This is a genomic window from Pasteuria ramosa (genome assembly GCF_056496785.1).
In genome coordinates this window covers 667,849-686,845 of sequence record NZ_CP143099.1, presented here as the reverse complement: position 1 = coordinate 686,845, position 18,997 = coordinate 667,849, and the positions used below count along the sequence as shown (strand labels likewise).

At 31.0% G+C, this 18,997-nt stretch carries 16 protein-coding genes; 7 read left to right on the top strand and 9 right to left on the bottom strand.

Going from position 1 to position 18,997, the window contains the following annotated elements; genetic code table 11:
* Positions 1-4 precede the first annotated feature (4 nt).
* A complete protein-coding gene (gene tyrS / locus VS182_RS03125; protein ID WP_479485041.1) occupies positions 5-1,279 on the bottom strand; it encodes a tyrosine--tRNA ligase in 1,275 nt (424 codons plus the stop codon).
* Between the two features lie 644 nt (positions 1,280-1,923).
* On the opposite strand from tyrS, the gene VS182_RS03120 reads away from it, so the two are divergent.
* A complete protein-coding gene (locus tag VS182_RS03120; RefSeq protein ID WP_479485040.1) occupies positions 1,924-4,050 on the top strand; it encodes a transglycosylase domain-containing protein in 2,127 nt (708 codons plus the stop codon).
* Between the two features lie 153 nt (positions 4,051-4,203).
* Here VS182_RS03120 and VS182_RS03115 read toward each other — a convergent pair whose 3' ends face one another.
* From VS182_RS03115 to VS182_RS03090, 6 genes are all read right to left on the bottom strand, one after another.
* A complete protein-coding gene (locus VS182_RS03115) occupies positions 4,204-5,025 on the bottom strand; it encodes a purine-nucleoside phosphorylase (protein WP_479485039.1) in 822 nt (273 codons plus the stop codon).
* A 220-nt stretch (positions 5,026-5,245) separates the two neighbouring features.
* Positions 5,246-6,427 (bottom strand): phosphopentomutase, encoded by a 1,182-nt coding sequence (locus VS182_RS03110; protein ID WP_479485038.1) that lies wholly within the window; start codon positions 6,425-6,427, stop codon positions 5,246-5,248.
* 71 nt (positions 6,428-6,498) lie between these two features.
* The gene (gene ald, locus VS182_RS03105; RefSeq protein ID WP_479488867.1) at positions 6,499-7,614 is read right to left on the bottom strand and encodes an alanine dehydrogenase; all 1,116 of its coding nucleotides are present in this window, start codon (positions 7,612-7,614) and stop codon (positions 6,499-6,501) included.
* 205 nt (positions 7,615-7,819) lie between these two features.
* The gene (gene fur, locus VS182_RS03100) at positions 7,820-8,257 is read right to left on the bottom strand and encodes a ferric iron uptake transcriptional regulator (RefSeq protein WP_479485036.1); all 438 of its coding nucleotides are present in this window, start codon (positions 8,255-8,257) and stop codon (positions 7,820-7,822) included.
* 116 nt (positions 8,258-8,373) lie between these two features.
* A complete protein-coding gene (gene spoIIM / locus VS182_RS03095; RefSeq protein ID WP_479485035.1) occupies positions 8,374-9,102 on the bottom strand; it encodes a stage II sporulation protein M in 729 nt (242 codons plus the stop codon).
* 70 nt (positions 9,103-9,172) lie between these two features.
* Positions 9,173-11,026: an APC family permease gene (locus VS182_RS03090; protein ID WP_479485034.1), complete on the bottom strand. Its 1,854-nt coding sequence runs from the start codon at positions 11,024-11,026 to the stop codon at positions 9,173-9,175.
* 1,311 nt (positions 11,027-12,337) lie between these two features.
* On the opposite strand from VS182_RS03090, the gene VS182_RS03085 reads away from it, so the two are divergent.
* From VS182_RS03085 to VS182_RS03060, 6 genes are all read left to right on the top strand, one after another.
* On the top strand, positions 12,338-12,760 hold the full coding sequence (locus tag VS182_RS03085; protein ID WP_479492727.1) for a hypothetical protein: 423 nt from the start codon (positions 12,338-12,340) through the stop codon (positions 12,758-12,760).
* A gap of 187 nt (positions 12,761-12,947) precedes the next feature.
* Entirely contained in the window at positions 12,948-13,394 is a 447-nt protein-coding gene (locus VS182_RS03080) for a hypothetical protein (protein ID WP_479488865.1), read from the top strand.
* Between the two features lie 655 nt (positions 13,395-14,049).
* Positions 14,050-14,190, top strand: coding sequence for a hypothetical protein (locus VS182_RS03075; RefSeq protein WP_479492726.1), 141 nt, complete (start codon positions 14,050-14,052; stop codon positions 14,188-14,190).
* 39 nt (positions 14,191-14,229) lie between these two features.
* Positions 14,230-14,580, top strand: a complete 351-nt coding sequence (locus VS182_RS03070) for a hypothetical protein (protein ID WP_479485031.1) — start codon at positions 14,230-14,232, stop codon at positions 14,578-14,580.
* 95 nt (positions 14,581-14,675) lie between these two features.
* Complete coding sequence (locus tag VS182_RS03065; protein WP_479492725.1) at positions 14,676-15,056, top strand: hypothetical protein; 381 nt, start codon at positions 14,676-14,678, stop codon at positions 15,054-15,056.
* 159 nt (positions 15,057-15,215) lie between these two features.
* Positions 15,216-15,458: a hypothetical protein gene (locus tag VS182_RS03060; protein WP_479485029.1), complete on the top strand. Its 243-nt coding sequence runs from the start codon at positions 15,216-15,218 to the stop codon at positions 15,456-15,458.
* Between the two features lie 251 nt (positions 15,459-15,709).
* Here VS182_RS03060 and VS182_RS03055 read toward each other — a convergent pair whose 3' ends face one another.
* Positions 15,710-17,572: an APC family permease gene (locus VS182_RS03055; protein ID WP_479488863.1), complete on the bottom strand. Its 1,863-nt coding sequence runs from the start codon at positions 17,570-17,572 to the stop codon at positions 15,710-15,712.
* Positions 17,573-17,782: 210 nt separating this feature from the next.
* Positions 17,783-18,889: a M20/M25/M40 family metallo-hydrolase gene (locus tag VS182_RS03050; protein ID WP_479485027.1), complete on the bottom strand. Its 1,107-nt coding sequence runs from the start codon at positions 18,887-18,889 to the stop codon at positions 17,783-17,785.
* Positions 18,890-18,997: the final 108 nt, after the last annotated feature.

The window sequence follows — 18,997 nt, the reverse complement described above, 5'->3', positions numbered from 1 at the left end:
CTCCTCAGACTGAGGGGATGTTTTTTTCTATCTTCATAAACTTACGTCTACCAACCTGAATCACATCTCCTGTATATAAATCATCCTTCTCATAATCTGTACACTTCTCTCCATTAACCCTAACAGCCCCTTGCGTCAATAAACGTCTGGCATCGCTACGACTAGCAGCAAAGCTAGATTGGGTCAAAAAATCAACAATAGTAAAAGGGTTATTTTTTATGAGAAAAGTAGGTATATCCTGGGGTAACTCTCGCTGCTGAATCGTGCTTTTAAACCATGATTCAGCATCTTGGGCTTGTTTTTTATCATGGTATCGCGCAACCAGATGATAAGCGAGTTGCATTTTAGCATCACGTGGATGTAAAGCACCGGTTTGTAAATAAGAAGTCAAATGTTCTAAAGCATCTTCATCATAACCTAAAGCTAATTTATAATAATCAATCATAATATCGTCTGGCAAAGACATTATTTTGCCATAAAAAGATTTAGGCTCTTCTTTTAAAGCTATATGATTACCCCAACTCTTACTCATCTTGCGCTTACCATCTGTTCCTAAAAGAAGCGGCAAAGTTAGAGCAACCTGCTCTTTCATTCCATAAAAACGTTGTAAATTTCTCCCCATAGAAATATTAAAAATTTGATCGGTACCACCTAATTCAATATCACTCTTCAAAATAACGGAATCATAACCTTGAAGCAATGGATATAAAAATTCCGTCAAGCCAATAGGTTTATTTTGTTGATATCTCGTATTAAAATCCTCGCGCTCCAACATACGAGCTACTGTACATTGACCTGTCAAAACTAGAAGTTCTTCCATGGAAAACTTAACAAACCAATCACTATTATAAATAATCTCCGTTTTTTTGGGATCAAGCAGATAAAACACCTGTTCTGCATATGTTTTAGCATATTTCTGTATTTCATCTTTATCCAGTTGACGACGATTAGTTAATTGACCTGTCGGATCACCAATACGTGCTGTAAAATCGCCAACAACTAACTTAATGCGGTGACCAAATGATTGAAATTGTTTTAGTTTGTTTAATAAAACACTATGTCCTAAATGTAAATCATAAGCAGTTGGATCAATCCCTAACTTCACAATAAGTGGTTTTTGCTCCGTTACTGAAAACAAAATTTTCTTGCGTAAATCAGCAGGCGGAGTAATCGTAGCTACACCAAAAGATAAACGATTAAATTGCTTATTGACCATATCTTCTATATTTTCTTTGTTTTTGTAATTAATATTATTATTTTTATCATTAATATCCGACATCATCAAAACCTCCTCAAATTATCTTACACCATAAAAATATATTATATAAATATTTATGTTCTATCAACGAAAAGAAAAAATGTTTCAAAAAAACTTTTAAGGTATTGAGACATTTTGCAATAAAAAGTATAATTAATTTATAATAAAATATGGGTATAGATATAATATTATAGAAACTAATAAATAACTTAAAAAAATAAAATATGTATAGACAAAAAGTAACAATATAAATAAATTCAGATCATATCAGAATTCATTAACTATTTATCCAGCTGTTTCTAATAAAAAAATCCTAAATAAACCCAATAATCATAGTCAATTTATGGTAGAATATTGTCAATAAAGAATTATGTGGCTGAAATTAGCTTTAATTTATAGTATAAACAATCTTGGTGTCCCCTATAGCCATAAATAAGCAATTAATACAAAAATTAACATGAATAAATACCTTATCGTCTTTTTACAGAAAAAAACAAGAAAATAAATAAGAAAATAAAATAAAAGTTATAAAAATGATAAAAAGAAATAAAAACTTAAACTAATAAAAAATTCAATCTTAAAAAATATAATTAATTAAATCATCCAAAAGAGATCTCGTAAACTCAGCCCCCACGATCAACATATTTAAGAAGGGGATAAAGTAATTGGAACATAAAAACAAAGAACAGCAAAAATTGTACCAAAATAATGTATTTCAACAAAAATATACATCTCCTGAAAAATCATTTTTCAAAAGAATTAAATTAAAGAAAATGCTATTATATATGTTTTTTATATTAATATATTCTTTTATAGCTGCGTCATCAGTCGTTATAGGCATTTTTATCGGATCACTGAAAGAAATGGAAACGTGGTCAAAGGAAAAAATAGACGCAAAAATGCAACCACATAGGAATAGTCAGGTCTTTTTTAATGACTATGGAAATTCAGAAAATGGTGAGTCGTTGTCAGCCGGTGACTTAAATAGCACTATCTCAAGTAACCCTGAGACAAACTATCAAGATATCCCAAATTTATTAATTAGGGCTATTCTTTCTAAAGAAGATGCCAATTTTTTTAAACATTCGGGTTTTGACGAAGTAGCCATTACCAAAGCTTTCTACAATGCCACGAAAAAGTATCTGGAAAATAATATTCTGCAAACTGATACAACAAAATTAACAGGTGGTAGTACCATTACGCAACAAATCGCTAAGGTTGTCATACTGAATAATCAAAAAAAACAAGATCGCAACTTTCAAAATAAGGTAAAAGAATTATTTATATCTTTTAGAATAGAGCAAGAGTTCTCAAAAGAAGAAATTCTACTTGTATATATAAATCACGTTCCTTTAGGTAACAATGAATTTGGTCAAGAAGTTCATGGATTCAAAAGCGCATCTCAAAACCTTTTTGGTAAAGATTGGCAGGACTTGAATTTAGCAGAATCGACATATTTGGCGGGGATGATTTCTGCACCTGCTAACCGTAACCCGATTTCATGTAATCGTCCTGAGGTCGCTTCTTGTATAACTAAAGGTAAAGAGAGTCAGTTGATTACCTTAAATCATCTACTGAGAAATCAAGAAATAACTCCCCAAATGCATGAAGAAGCTAAAGATTATGAGCTTGTATTTAGAAAAGTAGATAGAAAAAAACAAACTATTAAACATCCTTTTGTCATTAATGCTGTAGAACTTGAAATGACAAAAATTTTAGAAGAAAAAGGTTTTTGCAAAAATAAAGTTGATCCTGATAAGAAAAACCAGATAAGCGGATGTGCAAATTTAGCGAGAAATAACGGTTATAAAATACACACATATCTAAACCCTGAAATCCAAAAAATTATCCATGATGCCTTACCAACAAATTTAAATACCATCGTACATCATAATAAAAAAGACAAAGAACATATCGCATTAACAGTTGTTGGGCCGAAAGGTAACATTATAGGTTTTGGTAATAGTCATGAATATTATGAATCAAATTATAACAATGCACTGCAATCTAAACGTCAAACAGGTTCTTCAAATAAGATTATCGCTGTTTATGGTCCTGCTTTAGAAAAAGGTACTATAAATGAAAATAGCATTATTAACGATAGAGAGTTCTCGCGAGGAAGAGGTAAAGGCAGTTATAAAAATGCTGATGGAAGATATGAAGGACCCATGCCTCTGTGTACAGCAATTAAAAGATCCAAAAACGGCGCCGCTATTGATGTCATACGAAATTATTTAGGCGTTAATGATATGAAAAAAATGCTTAAAAGATTAGATATTGATCTAGATAAAAACGATGGCGAACCCGTAGCACTAGGTGGATATACTTATGGAGTTACCACTAAACAAATGGCTGGTGCATTTGTACCGATTACAAGCCCTTATGGATTTAGACCACCATATGTCATTAAAGAAATTTATGATAAAAAGGGAAATAAAATCTTTGACCACCAAAAAGATATCATAGCCGACAAGGTTTTTTCACCTAGCACCCAAAAAACACTTATAAAATGTATGCGTTTAGTTGTTACCGAAGGTACAGCAAATAGAACCGTAGGTAGTGGTTTGAAACAATATAATGATATCATAGGTAAAACCGGTACCACCAACGACCACAAAGATAGCTATTTTGTAGGAGCAGATAGCGACGGGATTACAATAGCCGTGCATCAAGGTTATACAAATAATATAACATTAAGCGATATCTCAAAAAGTCAAAAAGCTTTTGTAGAAGTATATAAAGCATTAGAAAGCAAAAAATCAATGATATTGGAAAATGATAAAGATAATTAAAAAATAATTAAGTTGAATATAATTTAATAAAGCATAAAAAAAGAAGAGTCATGATGAACTCTTCTTTTTTTATGCTTTATTAAATTATTACTTTTAGATAATCAACTTGAAATAATAACTTTTAAATCATAAACTTTAAATTTTTAACTTTTTTTATTTTTTTTCCTTTAAAATACCCCGTATTAATTTTTTGAATTTATCGCTAATACTATTCGCTATATCTAATACTTCTTGTGAATTCAAGAGGTTTTTACTCATACCTGCTGCCATATTGCTTATACAAGAAATACCTAAAACATCCATCCCAGAATGCCTAGCAGCTAAAACTTCAGGTACAGTAGACATACCTACAGCATCTGCACCCAACATACCAAACATCTTAATCTCAGCTGGCGTTTCATAAGCAGGGCCTAAACAAGATAAATATACGCCTTCTTTAAGATCAATATCGTTTTGTTTAGCAACACTTTTTGCTAAATTACGTAACTTCATATCATATGCAACTGTCATATCGGTAAAACGCTCTCCTAAAGAAGGATCATTTGGTCCAAGTAAAGGATTGATACCCATATAATTGATATGATCGTTAATCAACATCAAATCCCCAGGCTTAAATGATGGCGATATTCCACCAGCAGCATTGGTCACAAAAAGCCATTTAGCTCCAAGATACCGAAGTACACGAATAGGTAGTACGACCATAAAAGGCGGATGACCTTCGTACATATGGAAACGCCCAGACATAACTGCAACGTTTTTGTTTTCAAGTCGACCAACAACTAAACGTCCGTCATGACCGATAACATCTGTAGGAGGAAAATGAGGAATATCCGCATACGGTATAACCACTTTATCCTCTATATCTTCAGCTAAAGCCCCTAAGCCTGATCCTAAAACTAAAATAACTTCCGGAACCACTGATACACGACTTGATAACCAATGACTAATTTCTGGAACTATCTGGTGAATCTTCATAGCATAAATCATCACCTTTATTTTAGTATAATCAAAAAGTTATATAACATTATATAACTAAGTACAAAAATCCAAAGATGGCTGCAAGGTTATTTAATCTAATTTTTTTAGATTAAATAACCATTGAATGAAAAATATTTTTATTAATTAATATATAACAGTCTATAATTCGCAGCTCTTATAAGTTAATAATATTAAATATAATGCTTAAATGTCAAATTTAGATTAAAGAATCAAAACTTTCCCCGGAAGGTGAATGAACATCAAAAATCGTCGCAATGGTAGCTCCGACATCCGCTAAAGTGGTCCTTGTACCCAAATTCTTACCCTTTTTATTCTTTTGATAACAAAATAGAGGTACATATTCTCTTGTATGATCAGTCCCTATGTAAGTTGGATCATTACCATGATCTGCTACGATTAATAAAAGATCATCCTCAGCAAGCGTTGATAACAACAAAGGTAACTGCCGATCGAAAGCTTCAAGTGCTTGACCATAGCCTTTTGGATCGCGCCTATGACCGTATAACATATCAAAATCCACCAAATTGATAAAAAACAAAACGCCGTTATGGTATAAATCACGCGGAAGATTATGCAAAAGATTCATTAATATTTTCATACCATCATCATTAGAAGAAGTCTTATAACTTCTTTCTATCCCACTACCGGCATATATGTCTGAAATTTTACCAATGCCAATTGTTAAACGATTATTATCAGCTAAAAAATCTAAAACTGTTTCATGCGGTGGCTTAATCGAAAAATCACGCCTATGTGACGTGCGTTGAAAATTACCAGGCTCTCCTATATAAGGACGAGCAATTACACGAATAACTCTATCATTTCCCTCAGATGTTAATCCATGCGCCATAGAACATATATCATATAGTTCTTGCAAAGGAACAACATCTTCATGCGCAGCAATCTGCAAAACACTATCTGCAGATGTATAAACAATCAAATCTCCTGTCTTCATTTGCAAAGCACCAAATTCATCAATAATCTTCACACCAGAAGAAGGTCTATTAGCTGCACGTATAATACGACGTCCTATTTTTTTTTCTAAAATTTGTAAAAAAGATTCTGAAAAACCATTTGGATAAGTAGGAAAAGGTTCCTCTGTAATAACCCCCATTAATTCCCAATGACCGGTTGTCGTATCATTACCTTTAGATTTAGTCATCATCCGACCATATGAAGCTAAGGGGATATGTGCTTTTTTAATACCTGGTATATCAATCAAATTACCCAAACCTAAAGATGACAATGTGGGTAACTTTAAACCACCACAAAATAGAGAGGTATGAAGTAAAGTATTAACACCCTCTTCTTTAGCATCGGGCAAAGCACCTATACCTACACTATCAAGAACCATCAAAATAACACGCTGAAAATGCATAAGATACCCGCTTTCATAAACATCAACTTTAAAATTAATTTAAAAATAAATGATAAAAGCAAAATATGTAATTAAATAATATCGTGTATTTTATGATAACAATAGTTTGTGTTATCTATAAGAGGCAAACAAGTAACCTTACCCTGATAAACATTGACACCCTTAGCTAGAGCTGCATCTGCCAATATAGCACCCTTTAAACCTTTATCAGCAATCTTTAAGGCGTAGAGAATTGTTGCCTGTGTTAAAGCAAACGTAGAAGTACGAGGTACAGCCCCCGGCATATTAGCAACGGCATAATGTAAAATACCAAATTTTTCATAAATGGGGTTTTCATGTGTCGTCACACGATCAATCGTCTCAATAGACCCTCCTTGATCAACAGCAACATCCACAATCACGGACCCTTCCGTCATACACTTCACCATATCCGCGGTAACCAAACAAGGAGCCTTCCCACCAGGCATAAGAACTGCACCCACAAGAAGATCAGCTGTAGCCACAGCGGAAGCAATATTATAGCTATTTGAAGCCAAAGTATCTATACGACCTTGGTATAAAACGTCTATCTCACGCAATCGTTGAAGATTAATATCAAGTATCGTAACATGAGCACCCATACCCAAAGCTATCCTTGCGGCATTAATACCAACAACACCACCGCCGATGATAACCACATTCGCCGGTCTAACACCCGGAACACCGCCTAATAAAACACCCCTACCACCATTTGTTTTCTCTAAAAACTGCGATCCTACCTGAATAGACATCCTACCTGCAATTTCACTCATTGGAGTTAATAAAGGCAAACTACCATCAGCTTGTTGAATTGTTTCATAAGCTAAAGCAGATACACCAGATTTAATCAACGCTTCGGTTAAAGCAGGGACAGCAGCCAAATGAAGATAAGTAAACAAGATAAGTCCAGGTCGTAAATAATCATACTCAGAAGCCAAAGGTTCTTTAACTTTTAAAACCATATCAGCTTGCTGCCACACATCTTTAGCACATTTCACAATCTCCGCCTGACAAGATAACCAAACATCATCTGTAAAACCACTACCCATACCTGCACCGGCTTCAATTATAACCTTATGACCGGCTCGAACTAATAATTCAGCACCAGACGGAGAAATAGCAACTCTGTGCTCTTGTTCTTTAATTTCTTTGGGAATCCCAATAATCAATTTCAATCACATCCTTAAATATAAGGATAAATATAGATATAATCCCATATAATGAAAAGATAGCTTACAGATACAAAGATACCTTGAAAACATAAAAAAAATCAAAAAAATAATTCGCGAATTAAATCATATATAAAAACAGGTTCATATAACAAAATATAACAAACTACAACATTTTATTCAGCAAATCATTTTCTGCTGTTATTTATCTTTGACATTTTTTACACATTCCTTGAAAAATTAATTGATGGTCTAAGATTTTAAAATCATATGATTTTTCAACATAATTTTCCACAGAAATTAATAAATCTTCTTGTATTTCATCGACAAAGCCGCAATGGATACATAAAAGATGATGATGATGATGTGCTGAAACTTCATCTCGGAACTCATAACGCATAACACCATCACCAAAACTAATTTTATGCAAAATCCCTAGTTCAAGTAATAACTCTAACGTACGATAAACTGTGGCTAAACCAATCTCCGGCGCTTTAGCTTTCACTAACAAATAAATATCTTCAGCACTCAAATGCTCTTTTTGATTCTCAAGAAGCACACGGACCGTTGCCTCGCGTTGGATCGTTAACTTATACCTATGAGCAGCAAGCAACTGCTTAATCCGTCCCATACGCTTCTCCACGCAACCTCTCCTTTCATTTCCCTAATACAAAACACATTATAGGCGAGCTGGAAAATGAAAGTCAAACAATAGTACTTGTTTAGTTATAAAATGTACCTTTATTTTATAACTAATACTTATAATATCACATAAGGAAGTAATTTCTGCAATAAAAATGGCGCCATAAAAGCTTCAAGAAGTGCAGAAAAAAGTAAAATAGCTGCCAACATAAGTGTAAAAGATGAAAAAAGCAAAAATCTTTTATAAAAACCACTCAAATCATCTTTACGAAAACGATGTCGAATAAAATACAAAGAAAAAGAAACACCCGCTGATACCATTAATAACCATACCGGGACATTTAATAAGTGCTTAGGTAAAACAGCAATTAAAATAACAATAAAACCTTTCCAGGCAAGTTTGTGAATCAAAAAAAAAGTCGTAAATCCCAAAAAAACACCTTGTAGAAATAAAATAGCTAATAAAAAAGGCAAACCTAAAATAGATAAACTCAACAACCAAAGTAACCCTAATTGTTGCAATCTGTCTAAAATAGCATGCCTAAAAATATCTCCATACTCTGAAATTATACCTTGTCTTATATCAACCAAAAAATTATTTAAATAATTGAATAAAATATTTTCTCGCTCACTATCCAGTGCTTGTACAAGAACAGCTCCGAAAATAAGCCCCATGATAAAAAGGATAACAACAAACAATAATGGCGGTGATTTGTGCAAAAACATTTTTTCCGTCTTGAACAGAGAATTTATCCGCCCTTTATCAAATAACCCAAAAAAAGAAAACGGCTTATGATCCGTTGAAAAAAAATACAACATATCCTTTTTACGTGTTTCTTCTTGCATATAGCACCACCCTCATTTCACCATTACCATTCTCTATGCAAGAAGGTCCACAAAGATACGTCTCAAATAACTACATCCGGAAAGGAATCGTCGTAAGAATAACATTTCGCTTAGTTAATAAAAATAAACGGATAAAAAGCGTCGATTGGTTATGCAAAATACGTTGAAACCATCTTTTAGGGATCAATTCAGGTAAAAGCAATGTCACACAACGATCTTTAACATGCGAATCTTGAAGAAAAATTTCAACAAGACGTAAAATTGGATGAACTAAACTACGAAAACGCGAATAAATAACCAATAATTTAACATCAGGATACATCTGCTGCCATTGTTCTCTAAACTGTTGGCTAGATGATAAATCAAAAGAAACATGTACAGCCACCATACGTCCTTTAAGACGACAAGCATACGCCATCGTATTCATAATAATACGATTTATACTACCCACCGGTATCACAATCAAATGTTCATCAGAGGTTAAAAATTCTTCAGCTTCTCTTAAACGCAACTTCAAACCAACTTCTTTATAATGTTTATATATACCATAAAAAAACATAACCATTATAGGTAAAATCACTAAAATAATCCAAGCACCTTCGGAAAACTTTGTGATCGAAAAAATTAATAGTACAAGCAAAGTAACTAATCCGCCTATTGCATTAATAATCAAACTACCTAGCCATCCTGGAGGGCGCTTTTTATACCAACGCTTAACCATACCAAACTGAGAAAGGGTAAAAGATAAGAAAACACCTATAGCATATAAAGGTATCAAGGAACTAACATTACCATCAAAAATTACAACTAAGAGCACAGAAGCAAAAGCCAAAGCGATAATCCCATTAGAAAAATTAAGGCGATCACCCCTGATAGTGAACATGCGAGGTAAAAAACTATCTTTAGCCATACTAAAACAAAGTAACGGCAAAGAAGCAAAAGAAGTATTAGCTGCCAAAATAAGGATCAAAGCCGTAGCAATTTGAATCAAATAGTAGATAAAACCCCGCCCAAAAGTTATTTCGCCCACGCGAGATAAAATAGTATCTGCATCAGGATCATAACTTGGAATAATACCGTAACTATAAGTTAAATAAACTAGTCCTATTAATAAAACACCCAAAATCAAACCTAAAAATAGCAACGTAAAAGAAGCTCTTTTAGCGGCTGGCTCACGAAAAGTTGCTGTAGCATTCGCAATAGCTTCAACACCTGTCAAAGAGGAACAACCAGAAGAAAAAGCATGTAACAAAACAAACCACGTAAGATGGCTTAAACTGTGTTCAGGAGGAAAAGGTGGAGCAGCTATACTTTCATTCAACACCAACGTTTTCCACAAACCAGATATAACTAAAATAGTCGTCATGGCAATAAAAAAATAAGTTGGAAAAGCAAAAATATTACTAGATTCACGTAAACCGCGAAGATTTAAAAACATAATCAAAAAAATCAAAATCACAGATATAAGAACCTTATACTCTGATACATAATGCGCATAATCAGGCATATTTGAAAAAGCAGATTTAATGGCATCCACACCAGAGGTAATACTAACTGCACATGTTAAAACATAATCCAAAAGCAAAGAAACACCCGCAACTAGTCCAGGAAAAAGCCCTAAATTCTCTGAAGAAACAATATAAGCTCCTCCACCACCAGGATATTGCATGATAACTTGTCGATAAGAAACCACTAAAAGAAACAATAAAATGACAATAGCCATTGTAATGGGTAAAGAATAGCCCATCGCTAAAAAACCTACCGGAAAAAGAACCAAAAGCATCTCTTGCGGACCATAAGCTAAAGACGATATAGCATCAGAAGATAAGATAGGAAGAGCCTTCCAAACAGGTAAAGCTTCATCTTTTAATCGTTCTGTACGCAAAGGCTTACCGATCAACAAACGTTTAATAAAGGAGATCATATCCAAATGCTCCTTTCCTTTAGAAAAAATAAAAACCAATATGTTTTTAATAAAAACAATTCAATATATATAATAGCTAATACAAAAACTAATTATACTCACAAATTTTAATAAAAATAAATAAATAATATATATTAAAGAATAAAATAATAATAATAAAAAATAAATACATAGCTAAAAACATTAGTTTAAATTAACAACCAAGGCAATAACAAAACTCAAATAAAAAATAAAAGCTTGTTAAAAAACCAATGTAAAGAGAGTTTAAGAATCTAATTGCACAAACTAAAAGCCATGCTAATGGCTAATTTTGTGTTTAAATTAAATAAATAATTTTAAAATATCAAAAATCAAATGTATTTCAATCCAAACATATGATAAAGAAATAAAAGAATTTACCTTAATTTTCTGAAAAAATTCAAAGATATTAATAATACATGTTTATAAATAAAAAATTAGTATTTATAAATCAAAAAATATAAAAGGCGCTATCTTTTAATTTGTAATTTTGGAATAAAATTTTAAAAATAAAAATAAATGCCCCATATCTTTGTTAATTGTCTATATCCCAAGACAAGTCCATATAAAAAAAAACATAGAAAGAAAACAAACATAGAAAGAAAACAAACAATAAAAAAACTCAGAACTATAACTTTAATATTTATGAAAAAATTTAAGAAATTAATATTATTTTTCTTGATAATAAAATATAAATTTAATAATTTAAATGTATAAAAAAATAAGAAAAACTATATATATAAAATGTTATATATATATATTTTTTCTTATTTTAATTGATAAATATTTAAATAAAGTTCATTATCATGTATTAAGCCTAAAATAAATACTAAATGAATTGGATATTTTAAGATGGATGATAAATTAAAAAAATAAACTATAATGCATATATAAAAGAAAAACATAATTAAATATAAAAAAACAATAAAAAGATATTTAAAATAACTTATTATAATATTTATCCAAATTAAAAATTAGAGTTCAATATAAATATGGTTTTAAAATATTAAAAATTTATAATCTATATATTGAAAACTTGTTGATAATATTGAAGATAGTACGCGATAATTAGATTTTAGAAATTATATTAGCATTAACTATAAAAATTTAATCTATTTTCAATAAATAATTAATTAAATAAATATGGTAATAATGTTTGTGATAAGCACTATACAAATTTATAAAATAAATATAATATCAAACACATCGAATCAAATTTAACTTTCGCTGTTGTTTTTAATCAAGATGCTAATATTTTGATCAAAAATAAACCTTGAAAGGATTTGATCTCATATGTTGAAATCTATTTCAAATAAAATAATAGCAGGTTTAATATGTTTATCTACACTCTCTGTAAGTGCATTAATCTCTAATACAAATGCTGATGCAAATTATTATAGCCCCACTTTATTAGGCAGTGGTGGTCAATGCTCTAATGGTTATTGTAATCAATTCCCTAACGGTTATGGTAATCAATGCTCTAATGGTTATTGTAATCAATTCCCTAACGGTTATGGTAATCAATGCTCTAATGGTTATTGTAATCAATTCCCTAACGGTTATGGTAATCAATGCTCTAATGGTTGTGGTAATCAATTCTATAACGGTTATGGCAATCAATTCTATAACGGTTATGGCAATCAATTCCCAAATGGTTATGGAAATAGATCTTATGTAAGCTATGACAATTATCAAATGGGCAATCCCTATTATTAAAATGATTGCTATTAAAAATAAAAATTAATTTAAAAATAATTTTTATCTATCAAATAATTATATTTAATATAAATAAATTTTAAATAATATTAAAAACTTACTTTTATAATATGGTTTTTATTATTTATACCATTTGAATGTGATTTGATATATATGAAGCGTCAAAAATAGAAAGGGATGATCTCATATGTTGAAATCTATTTCAAATAAAATAATAGCAGGTTTAATATGTTTATCTACACTCTCTGTAAGTGCATTAATCTCTAATACAAATGCTGATGCAAATTATTATAGCCCCAATTTATTAGGCAGTGGTGGTCAATGCTCTAATGGTTATTGTAATCAATTCCCTAACGGTTATGGTAATCAATGCTCTAATGGTTGTGGTAATCAATTCTATAACGGTTATGGCAATCAATTCTATAACGGTTATGGCAATCAATTATATAACGGTTATGGCAATCAATTATATAACGGTTATGGCAATCAATTATATAACGGTTATGGCAATCAATTATATAACGGTTATGGCAATCAATTATATAACGGTTATGGCAATCAATTCCCAAATGGTTATGGAAATAGATCTTATGTAAGCTATGACAATTATCAAATGGGCAATCCCTATTATTAAAATGATTGCTATTAAAAATAAAAATTAATTTAAAAATAATTTTTATCTATCAAATAATTATATTTAATATAAATAAATTTTAAATAATATTAAAAACTTACTTTTATAATATTTTTTTTATTATTTATACCATTTGAATGTGATTTGATATATATGAAGCGTCAAAAATAGAAAGGGATGATCTCATATGTTGAAATCTATTTCAAATAAAATAATAGCAGGTTTAATATGTGTATATATAAATAATCTATGGTAACATCAATTTTATGAAATATTGCTTATTAGGATAAAATATTTGATTGAGATATCGCTGTGCCAAAAGTACTAGGTAGAAATAACTTTGGACTTGTCCAAGAATCAATGTGAAGGGAGTTGAAGGGTCTAATCAAAGGTACTAAAAGCTATGGTAATGGCTATTTTTGTGTTTAAATTCCATCAATAGTGTTGAAATATAAAAAAAGAAGATTTTTGTTTTAGGGATTTTATTAATAGGTTTAATTTGTCATTTTTGTAGTTATAAACAATTAAATTCTATTAAAAGCACCTAACTAATACATATGTAAATTGCCAGAATTTTTAATTTTACTATTTAGCTTGATTTTTTATCTTCTTTAACTTCTTGGAATTTCCCTAAAGCTATATGAAATATGAACAAATGAAGCTGCCTACTATAGATGAATTAAAAAACAAAAATGCCAATCCTGAGAAATCTAGCAAAATGATCGAGAAGTTTTTGAGTAATTTTATATCACTGGAAATGGAAATTCTAAATATAATTGAAGAATCATTTCAATAACGGGATAAAAATAAAATAGCAGAAAAATACTTAGAGCTAATGAAATGGGAAGCTGACTATCCTAATAATTACCAAAATGGCATACAAAAAATAGAGTGGTCAGATACGTCCTATAAAAATCCAAACAATCTTCATGCTAGGCTTAGTAATATAATATCTCATATCGAAATATACGCAAATAATACCGAAAAAACTAATTTAAATGAAATTAAATCTGAAAATAGTAAATTAAATAATGTAAAAAATGAATTTTTAATTAATTTTTTAAAGAAAAAAAGAGAAGAAACCTTGTCCAGTCTAATAACTGATATATATTTAAATAATGATTTTGCGAAAAAAATATTTAAATATAAACATGATAAAATTGCTAAAGTACTTTCTAAAAAATAAATCAAAAATCAAATCATTAAATTAATAACTAAAAAAATAGATTATAAGGATTATGATGAAATTGAAGTAAATAAAAAATAGATAACATAAAACAATTGAAAAAGGAGTTAAAAATAAAAATATTAGCGAATAATAATTCGATTAAAGAAATATTTAAGAATTTGAAAAAAAGTTTAGACATAGCTTCCACAAAATGCCAAGAAGCATCTAAAGAAAGTTCAAGCATCAAGCGTCAAGTTCCTTCTTCCATAACATGTGATATAGATAGGACGATAGCTGCGATTGAACTTTATGGTAATCATGATATGTTAAATAACATTCTAATAAATGCCGATCGTAATAATAGAGAAAAAATGAATATAAATATAGATAATATGCGTCAATATTTAGATATTATCTATCAAAATATCGTAGATATGAATTTAATGATGCATAAATATAATGAAACAGAAGGAGCAGTTAGAGAAGATGATTGATACCATGATACAATCAATTTTGAGGATGATTTAATCGACAACGATGGTTATCTAATCCTTGAACCTGATCCAAATTATCGAGATGATGAGGATAAAGGCATACATGAAGATGAAAACAACAATGATTCAAGTATAGAAAAAGAAGCTTTCAAAGCAGTTATGGAAGGCTTAGGATATAAACAAGATTCAAGTTCTCAAACGATGCCGCTAGATGCAAAAGAAGTAAGTTTATGTCACGATGGTTATAAATATTTCTATAAATTATTTTCTTATTATAGAGAACAGGATAAATTGATATCAGATTTAGCAACTATGGAAAAAAATCTTGCTCAAGAAAAAGCTGCGCAAGAATCAGAACAATATGATAAATATAGGTCTAAAAACATCAAAAGATTAGAATAATCTATTAAAGACATTAAAGTTCGCTTACAACAGCTATCCAATGCTTTAAGAGTACAACAAAATCTTATTTTAAACTGGCAGGGGAAAACTGTAAAAAATCTAGCAGATACCATTAAAAAACAAAATAATAAACAAGATGAGCTTTAATTATCTAATCTAAGGTAAATAAAAAAGCAAACAAAAAATGTTTGCTTTTTTATTTAAATATAAATAAATATTTATTAATCAAAATAATAAATATAAAAATATAATCACTTCAAATGGTAAGGCACCATGGTCATGACAATATCTTTTCTTTTTAATAAAAAGAATCGCAAAAGAAAAGAAGATTGATTGTGTAAAATGCGATGCCACCAATTAGTTGGTATAAATTCCGGGATAATAACAGTTATCTGTCGATGTGGTTTATGTACATGATCAATAAAATTAAGTATAGGATTAACTAAACTGCGAAAACGGGAATACAGAACAACTATACCAACATCATCTGATCGCCATTTTTGCCAAGCTTGAGCCATACCCTTAACCTCTGTTTCATCAAATGTTACATGTAAAGCAACAATTTTACCATTTAAACTTTGTGCATAATCAATCGTATTCTTGACAATCCGATTTATACCCCCTATAGGAATAATTATAAGATGTTCTTTTTCGTCATTAGCTAGATTTTTTGTGAAACCTACTTGTTTATCAAGATCTTTAAGCTTTAATTGTTGTACAACATCTTGATAATGTAACTTAATACGATAAAAAGTAAAAACTAAAATAGGTAAAACAATTAAAACAAGCCAAGCTCCTTCTGAAAATTTTGTAATCGCAAAAATAGATAAAATAACGAAAGTAACAATACCTCCGATAAGATTAAGCAAAAAACGTGGTAACCAACCGCTAGGCTTTAATTTCCACCACCTACGCACCATTCCTATCTGGGAAAGCGTAAAAGATAAGAACACACCAATAGCATACAAAGGAATCAAACTAGTTAAATTACCTTGAAAAAAAATAACGAGTAAAATAGCCGAAAAAGCTAATAAAATAATACCGTTAGAAAAATTTAAACGATCACCACGCATAGCAAACATACGAGGCATAAATCCATCTTTTGCCATAATAGACGCCAAGAGAGGAAAAGCTGAAAAAGCCGTATTTGCTGCAAGAATTAGGATAAGCGCAGTAACAGCTTGAATAAAGTAAAATGCAAAACCACGACCAAAAATCACTTCGCTAATCTGTGATAAAACAGTTTTAGCATCATTACCTTCTCCTGGCATAATACCATAGAAATATGCAAGGAATGCAATTCCTGATAATAAAGTACCCAAGATAATACCAAGTATACTTAAAGTACGTGCTGCCTTCTTTTCCGGAGGATCTTGAAACATCGGAGTAGCATTAGCTACAGCTTCTATACCTGTCAATGCCGCACATCCCGTAGAAAAAGCCTTAAGCAAGAGGAACCATGTCAAACCAACATCGTTCATATCAGGTAACTTAGTAGGTAGACTATGAGCTACCTCACCTAATACAAAAACACGCCAGAAACCACAACAAACCAAAATAGTGATAGCTATGACAAAAAAATACGTGGGAAAAGCAAAAATAGTACCTGATTCACGTAAACCTCTTAAATTCAAAATCATCACAACAAAGATAAAAAACGCCACAATAAGCACTTTATAAGGTCGGAGATCAAGATCAGGGTACAATGCAGCCATAATAGCATCTGTACCCGCCGTAACACTGACAGCACAGGTTAAAACATAGTCAATTAATAAAGCAGAACCTGCCACCAGTCCTGAAGCAAAACCCATATTTTCCGAGGAAACAACATAAGCGCCTCCTCCGCCAGGATATTGATATACAATCTGACGATAAGACATAATCAATAAAAAAAGCAATCCAATAATAGCTAAAGTTATAGGTAAAGAATAAAAAGAAACAATAAGTCCCAGAGGGACAAAAACATGTAAAAGCTCCTGTGTACCGTATGAAAGTGATGATAAAGCATCCGACGATAAGATAGGTAAAGCTTTCCATATAGGTAATTTTTCATCTTTAAGCTGCTCGGTACGCAAAGGTTTACCAATCAAGATGCGCTTTAAAAAAGAGAACATCTTGGCACCCCTTTAATATTTTAATTTTTTCATCCAAAATAATTCTTTTTTTTTGTTTGTTTTTTTGTTTGTTTTTTTGTTTGTTTTTTTGTTTGTTTTTTTGTTTTTTTGTTTGTTTTTTTGTTTGTTTTTTGTTTGTTTTTGTTTGTTTTTGTTTGTTTTTGTTTGTTTTTTGTTTGTTTTTGTTTGTTTTTTGTTTGTTTTTTGTTTTTATTTATTAGCTTCAAGCAAAGCAACTACTAAAGATGCTGATTTATATAATTGACTTAATGGCATACGCTCTTTTGTGGTATGAACATTTTCATATCCTACACCACAATTTATCGTAGGAACACCATAGGATGATAAAATATTAGCATCACTTGCACCCCCACTAGCTACAAAATGTGGTGTACAATGCATGTCTTTCATTGCTTTCACAACATGCTGGACAACCTTATCATCTTCTGTAAACTTAAATCCAGCATGTGGGTTTTCTATAAGAATTTCTGTAAGACCACCATATTTAGAAGCTATACGTATGAAAGTTCGTTCCATATGCTCAACTTGAGCTTTTAATTTAGCCTCATTGTGACTACGTGCTTCAGCCAATATCTCAACATAATCCGGTACAATATTGGATGCACTTCCTCCTTGAAAACGACCTATATTAGCAGTCGTTTCTGAATCAATACGACCTAAACACATCTGAGAGATAGCGCGACTAGCGATTTGAATGGCACTAATTCCACGTTCTGGAGCTAAACCTGCATGGGCAGATTTACCATGAATCGTAACATGTAAAACAGCTTGTGCCGGAGTAGACATCACAATTGTACCAACTTCACCATCTGAATCTAAAGCAAAACCATAACGTGATTTAAGCTGTTTAGGGTCAAAATGTCTTGCACCAACCAATCCTTCTTCCTCACCTACTGTTAATACAAGTTCTAATGGCGGAAATTGCTGATACTTTTCTTTCCAAACTTGCAAACCCTCTAAGAGGGCAGCTAAACCAGCTTTATCATCACTACCTAAAATCGTTGTACCATCTGAAACGATATAATCACCTTCGATACGCGGCTTAATACCTCGTCCAGGTTTAACAGTATCCATATGGCATGTGAACAATAAAGATGGACCTTCTCCGGATGTCTTAGCAAAAATATTCCCCGAAGTATAACCTGTTTTAAGATTACTATCATCCTCCGAAACATCAAAACCAAGCTCAACTAAACATTTGCTTAAATAATCGCACATCTTACGTTCTTGTCCAGATTCACTATCAATTTGCACCATTTCAAAAAAAAGATTTAATAATCTTTGTTTGTGAATCATTTCATTGTCCTTCCTAGAAACATTTATAAAAAAAATAATCCATAATATTAAGTTGAAGCCAAGCCCCAAAACAAGTTAAAATGAGTTAATTGCCTCTTTAAAAACTTA

Bases quoted from the DNA above. Each gene is read 5' to 3' on its own strand.
- tyrS (WP_479485041.1), bottom strand. From the start codon at position 1,279: ATGTCGGATATTAATGATAAAAATAATAATATTAATTACAAAAACAAA.
- spoIIM (WP_479485035.1), bottom strand. From the start codon at position 9,102: ATGCAAGAAGAAACACGTAAAAAGGATATGTTGTATTTTTTTTCAACG.
- VS182_RS03110 (WP_479485038.1), bottom strand. From the start codon at position 6,427: ATGCATTTTCAGCGTGTTATTTTGATGGTTCTTGATAGTGTAGGTATA.
- VS182_RS03060 (WP_479485029.1), top strand. From the start codon at position 15,216: ATGGAAGGCTTAGGATATAAACAAGATTCAAGTTCTCAAACGATGCCG.
- VS182_RS03070 (WP_479485031.1), top strand. From the start codon at position 14,230: ATGAAATGGGAAGCTGACTATCCTAATAATTACCAAAATGGCATACAA.
- VS182_RS03115 (WP_479485039.1), bottom strand. From the start codon at position 5,025: ATGAAGATTCACCAGATAGTTCCAGAAATTAGTCATTGGTTATCAAGT.
- VS182_RS03080 (WP_479488865.1), top strand. From the start codon at position 12,948: ATGTTGAAATCTATTTCAAATAAAATAATAGCAGGTTTAATATGTTTA.
- VS182_RS03050 (WP_479485027.1), bottom strand. From the start codon at position 18,889: ATGATTCACAAACAAAGATTATTAAATCTTTTTTTTGAAATGGTGCAA.
- VS182_RS03055 (WP_479488863.1), bottom strand. From the start codon at position 17,572: ATGTTCTCTTTTTTAAAGCGCATCTTGATTGGTAAACCTTTGCGTACC.
- VS182_RS03075 (WP_479492726.1), top strand. From the start codon at position 14,050: ATGAAGCTGCCTACTATAGATGAATTAAAAAACAAAAATGCCAATCCT.
- VS182_RS03090 (WP_479485034.1), bottom strand. From the start codon at position 11,026: ATGATCTCCTTTATTAAACGTTTGTTGATCGGTAAGCCTTTGCGTACA.
- VS182_RS03085 (WP_479492727.1), top strand. From the start codon at position 12,338: ATGTTGAAATCTATTTCAAATAAAATAATAGCAGGTTTAATATGTTTA.